Raw genomic sequence first — 5,576 nt, forward strand, 5'->3', positions numbered from 1 at the left:
CAGCCGATGCCCTTCTGGCACGGCTGCAAAATGCGTCGTACTCCGTACAGAATGTGAAAAAGCGTGTGACCAGGAAGCATCCGGCACCGCCGTTTATCACCTCCACCCTTCAGCAGGATGCCTCCTATCGGCTGGGCTTCCAGTCGAAGCGCACCATGAAAGTGGCGCAGGAGCTGTATGAAGGCGTGGAAGTCGCCGATCTGGGCGCAATCGGTCTAATTACCTATATGCGTACCGACAGCCTGCGCATCTCGGCGGAAGCACAGCAGGCAGCTTCGGACTATGTGATGGAGCAGTACGGTAAGGAATACCTGCCGGCGCAGCCCCGTGTCTACAAATCCAAGAAAAATGCGCAGGATGCCCACGAGGCAATCCGTCCCTCTGTGCCCAGCCTGACACCGGCACGGGTCAAGGCGAGCCTGACGGCCGATCAGTACAAGCTGTATAAGCTGATCTGGGAGCGCTTCATTGCCAGCCAGATGGCAGATGCCCTGCTGGATACCGTATCCGTGGACATCGAGGCAGACAACTGCATCTTCAAGGCAACCGGTTCGACGGTAAAGTTCGAGGGCTTTACGGTGCTGTACGATGAGGCGAAGAATGAGAAGGGCGAGAACAAGAATCTGCCGGAGCTGGAAAAGGGCATGGAGATCAAGGTGAAATCTCTGGAGGGTAACCAGCACTTCACGCAGGCGCCGCCACGCTACACCGAGGCGACGCTCATCAAGGCGCTGGAGGAAAACGGCATCGGCCGTCCGAGTACCTATGCGCCTACCATTACCACCATTACCTCCCACCTCTACGTGGAACGGGAGGGCAAGCAGCTGAAGCCCACCGTTCTGGGCGAGGTGACCACAGAGCTGATGAAAGAACATTTCCCCAACATTCTGGATGTCAAGTTCACCGCAGAGATGGAGAACAATTTGGATGACGTGGAACGTGGCAACAAGAGTTGGGTCGCAACACTGGAGGACTTCTACGGCGATTTCTCCAAAACCTTGGAGACCGCCGAGGAGAAGATGGAGGGCAAACGTGTCAAAGTGCCGGACGAGGAGACCGATGTGGTCTGTGACCAGTGCGGCAGAAATATGGTCATCAAGATCGGCAGATTCGGACGCTTTTTGGCGTGCCCCGGTTTTCCGGAGTGCAAGAACACCAAGAAGATCGTGCAGGAGACCGCCGGAAGCTGTCCGTTGTGCGGCGAAAAGATCATCCTGAAAAAGTCCAAGCGCGGCAGAAGCTTCTACGGATGCAGCGCCTATCCGGACTGTAACTTTATGACGTGGAATGTGCCCACAGAGGAGAAGTGCCCCCAGTGCGGCTGTACACTCTTCCAAAAGGGCGGCAAATCCGGCACGCTGGTGTGCGAGAAGCCGGACTGCGGCTATTCCCGTCCGGTCGGCGGAGGTGCATGATGGCAGAAGTAACCGTAATCGGCGGCGGACTGGCTGGCTGCGAAGCAGCTTGGCAGCTGGCGGAGGCTGGCTTTTCCGTGCGTCTGCTGGAGATGAAGCCGGTGCAGTATACGCCGGCGCACCGCTATGAAGGCTTGGCGGAACTGGTTTGCTCCAACTCCCTGAAAGCCGACCGCATCAATTCGGCAGCAGGACTGCTGAAAGCAGAGATGACCCGTCTGGGGTCGCTGCTGATGCGCTGCGCCAGAAAGTCTGCGGTTGCCGCAGGGGGCGCACTGGCGGTAGACCGGAAACAGTTCTCCGATCTCGCCACAGAGGCGATTCGAAATCACCCTAACATCACGCTGGAAACAGCTGTGGTCACGGAAATTCCGGAGACTCCGACCGTCGTCGCCACCGGTCCGCTTACCGACGGCGCACTGGCGGCGGACATTGAAAAGCGCTGCGGCACACGGCTGAGCTTTTTCGATGCGGCAGCGCCTATTGTCAGCTTCGAGAGTTTGGACAAGGAGAAAGTGTTCTTTGCCGCACGCTACGGCAGAGGGGACGCAGACTATATCAACTGCCCCATGAACAAGGAGGAGTACGAGAACTTCTATCAGGCGCTGATCACCGCAGAGCGTGCACCGCTGCACGACTGCGACAAGGACGCCTTTCGGGTGTATGAGGGTTGTATGCCCATTGAGGTGCTGGCATCCCGCGGAATGGATACCATGCGGTTTGGCCCCATGAAACCGGTGGGACTCACCGACCCCCGCACCGGACACCGCCCGTGGGCAGTGGTACAGCTGCGGCGGGAAAATCAGGAGGGCACCATGTATAATCTGGTGGGCTTCCAGACCAATCTGAAGTTTCCGGAGCAAAAGCGTGTGTTCTCCATGATTCCTGGACTGGAACACGCCGAGTTTCACCGCTACGGCGTGATGCACCGGAATTCGTTTCTGGACAGCCCCCGCCTGCTAGATGCGGACTACCATTTTCGTGGACAGGACGGGCTGTATTTTGCCGGACAGATGACCGGTGTGGAAGGCTATATGGAGTCGGCAGCGAGCGGCATTCTCGCCGGAAAGAATCTGGCACGCCATTTGCAGGGCAAAGCACCGCTGATCCTGCCCAGAGAAACCATGATGGGCGCACTGGCAGCGTATATCAGCAGTGCTCCTACGGAAAACTTCCAGCCCATGGGTGCCAATATGGGGATCCTCCCCGATCTGCCGGAGCGCATTCGCGGAAAGCAGGAGAAGTATCAGGCATATGCAGACCGTGGCATGGCAGCGCTGGAACAATATCTGCGTGATGCGGAACAATAACACAAGGGAGATCAGATATCTTGAATATTTTAATCGACGCATTCGGCGGGGATGATGCACCGCTGGAGGTAATCAAAGGCGGTGCGCTGGCGGTGCAGCAGCTGGGCGTGACTGTGACGCTGGTGGGCGATGAGGGGAAGATTCGTGCCTGCGCCGAAAAAAACGGACTGTCTTTGGACGGCATGGAGATTCTCCACGCACCGGCGGTGTTTGACATCCACGAAGAGCCAACCACGCTGCTGAAACAGCATCGGGACACCTCCATGGCGGTTGGCATGGAGGCGCTTCACAACGGCAGGGGCGACGCCTTTGTCTGTGCCGGAAGCACGGGTGCGCTGCTGGTCGGCTCGACCTTTTTGGTAAAGCGCATTCCCGGCATCAAGCGTGCCGCAGTTGCGCCGGTGCTGCCCACGGAGACCACGCCGTTTCTGCTGATCGACGGCGGCGCCAACAATGACTGTCGTCCGGAGATGCTGGTGCAGTTCGCCATTATGGGCAGCGCCTATATGCAGAATGTCATGCATGTGGAAAAGCCCCGTGTGGCGCTGCTGAATGTGGGGGCTGAGGAGACCAAGGGCAGAGAACTGGAACTGGAGTCCTATGTGCAGCTGGAACAGGCACCGGTGAATTTTATCGGCAACATCGAGGCGAGAGAATTGCCCACAGGTGCGGCAGATGTGGTAGTCACAGACGGATTTACCGGCAATGTGGCACTGAAGCTGTACGAGGGCATGGGCAAGTTCATGGCGCATCAGATGAAGGGTAACCTGTTCTCCGGCTTTGCCGGAAAGCTGGCAGCGCTGCTGATCCTGCCGAAGATCAGGGCGCTCACCAAGAAGATGGATTATAAGGCAGTGGGCGGTGCTGTGATGCTGGGCGTGCAGAAGCCCGTGGTAAAGGCGCACGGCAGCTCAGATGCGCAGGCATTTTTCAATGCCATCCGACAGGCAAGGGACTGTGTGGCCGGCAATGTGGTACAGATGATTACAGATACCATTGGAACGTCAGCCAAGAAGAAAGACGGAGGAAAGTAAAAGATCATGGAGCATACAGAATACGTGGACTTGGCGCAGTTTGAACGCTATATCCGCTATCATTTTCAGAATAAACATTTGCTGCTGGAGGCACTGTCGCACTCTTCCTATGCCAACGAAAAGCGTAAGACCCGCAAGTGCAACGAGCGCTTGGAATTTTTGGGAGACAGCGTGCTGTCCATCGTGGTTTCGGAATTTCTGTTCCGGAAATATCCCGATCTGCCGGAGGGCGAGCTGACGAAGCTCCGTGCCTCCATGGTCTGCGAAAAGGCGCTCCACGTCTTTGCACAGGAGATCCATCTGGGCGAATTTCTGCTGCTGGGCAAGGGCGAAGAGCACACTGGCGGCCGGGAGCGTGCGTCCATTCAGGCGGACGCTTTTGAGGCAGTCATCGCTGCCATCTTTCTGGACGGCGGAATGGAGGCTGCCAAACGCCACATTCTGCGGTTCATTCCCAACGATCCGGAGGAGGAAGAACCCATCGGATTTCAGGACTACAAGACCCAGCTCCAAGAGGTGATTCAGCAGAATCCGGAGGAAAAAGTGGAGTATGTGCTGGTGGGCGAATCCGGCCCTGACCACAACAAGGCGTTTCAGGTGGAAGTTTGCCTGAATTCCAACGTCATCGGCACCGGCGTGGGACACAGCAAGAAGGCTGCGGAACAGCAGGCTGCCAAGGAAGCGCTGTCCCTCATGGGCTATGGCAAAGCATAAGACGCTGGCGTTTTTCATTCCCCATCTGGGCTGCCCGCACCAGTGCAGCTTCTGCGACCAGCGTACCATCAGCGGAATGGTGCATGCCCCCGCACCGGCGGAAGTGGCACAGACTTGCGGGGAAATGCTGGAACGCAGCGCACCGCTGGAAGAAGCGGAGATCGCCTTTTTCGGGGGCAGCTTTACAGCGGTAGAGCCGGCGTATCAGACAGCACTGCTGGAAGCAGCACAGCCCTTTCTGGGTGCCGGAAAGTTCTCCGGCATTCGCATTTCCACCCGACCGGATGCCATCAGCGATGCCGTTCTGGAACGGCTGAAGCGGTATCATGTGACGGTGGTGGAATTGGGGGCACAGAGTATGTCGGATGCTGTCCTCGCTGCCAATGCACGTGGACACACGGCGGAGGATGTGCGCCGTGCCAGCGCAGCAATTCGCCGTGCCGGTATTTCGCTGGGATTGCAGCAGATGGTGGGCTTGTACGGCAGCACATTGCAGGATGAGTACGACACACTGGAACAGCTGCTGGCCTGTCAGCCGGAGACGCTGCGCATTTACCCCACTGTGGTGCTCGCCGGAACAAAGCTGGCGGAGTACTGCGCTGCCGGTGTCTATCCGCTGCTTTCGCAGGAGGAGGTGCTGGACTACTGCGCCGATGCCCTGTGCCGCTGCCGAAACGCCGGTGTACGGGTCATCCGGATGGGACTGCACGACACGCCCTCGCTGCGTCAGAATATGGTTGCCGGATATTTTCACCCCGCCTATGGAGAATTGGCGGAATCCCGCCTGTATTTCCGGCAGCTGAAACGGGCTGCTGCGGACTGTGGAGAACCGGAACTCTTTGTGGAAACCGCACCACGCACGCTGAGCAAGGTGCTGGGACAGCACGGCTGCAATCGGCAGGCGCTGGCGAAACAGGGTGTGACCCTGCAAGTGGCGGAGCATGCTGCAGTATCGGCCGGAACGCTCCGGGCGAACGGAAAAGCATATATAATCGACACAGAAAGGAACGAGCTGCGATGACACGCAAAAAGACATGGCTCTGTCTGGGGGCTGCCCTGCTGATTCTGGCGGGAACAGCTGCCGGCGGTTATTTCTGGTATCG

General features: G+C 58.0%; 5 protein-coding genes. All 5 read left to right on the plus strand.

Annotated elements, in window-relative coordinates:
- A partial coding sequence (gene topA / locus QZL66_RS05730; RefSeq protein WP_293601891.1) for a type I DNA topoisomerase occupies window positions 1–1,415 on the plus strand: 1,415 nt, incomplete at its 5' end.
- Entirely contained in the window at window positions 1,412–2,725 is a 1,314-nt protein-coding gene (gene trmFO, locus QZL66_RS05735; RefSeq protein ID WP_293601892.1) for a methylenetetrahydrofolate--tRNA-(uracil(54)-C(5))-methyltransferase (FADH(2)-oxidizing) TrmFO, read from the plus strand. The genes topA and trmFO, both read left to right, overlap by 4 nt.
- Before the next feature lie 20 nt (window positions 2,726–2,745).
- Window positions 2,746–3,759 (plus strand): phosphate acyltransferase PlsX, encoded by a 1,014-nt coding sequence (gene plsX, locus QZL66_RS05740; RefSeq protein ID WP_022410777.1) that lies wholly within the window; start codon window positions 2,746–2,748, stop codon window positions 3,757–3,759.
- Between the two features lie 6 nt (window positions 3,760–3,765).
- Window positions 3,766–4,473: a ribonuclease III gene (rnc, locus tag QZL66_RS05745; RefSeq protein WP_022410778.1), complete on the plus strand. Its 708-nt coding sequence runs from the start codon at window positions 3,766–3,768 to the stop codon at window positions 4,471–4,473.
- Window positions 4,460–5,494: an elongator complex protein 3 gene (locus QZL66_RS05750; protein WP_022410779.1), complete on the plus strand. Its 1,035-nt coding sequence runs from the start codon at window positions 4,460–4,462 to the stop codon at window positions 5,492–5,494. Before rnc ends, QZL66_RS05750 begins: the two co-directional genes overlap by 14 nt.
- Window positions 5,495–5,576: the final 82 nt, after the last annotated feature.

Origin of the sequence: Ruminococcus sp. CAG:330, assembly GCF_000437175.1 — a bacterium.
In the GTDB taxonomy this organism is placed as follows: domain Bacteria; phylum Bacillota; class Clostridia; order Oscillospirales; family Ruminococcaceae; genus Ruminococcus_C.

What these genes read in the sequence shown, in the direction of transcription:
- rnc (WP_022410778.1), top strand. Translation starts at nt 3,766, where the DNA reads ATGGAGCATACAGAATACGTGGACTTGGCGCAGTTTGAACGCTATATC.
- trmFO (WP_293601892.1), top strand. Translation starts at nt 1,412, where the DNA reads ATGATGGCAGAAGTAACCGTAATCGGCGGCGGACTGGCTGGCTGCGAA.
- QZL66_RS05750 (WP_022410779.1), top strand. Translation starts at nt 4,460, where the DNA reads ATGGCAAAGCATAAGACGCTGGCGTTTTTCATTCCCCATCTGGGCTGC.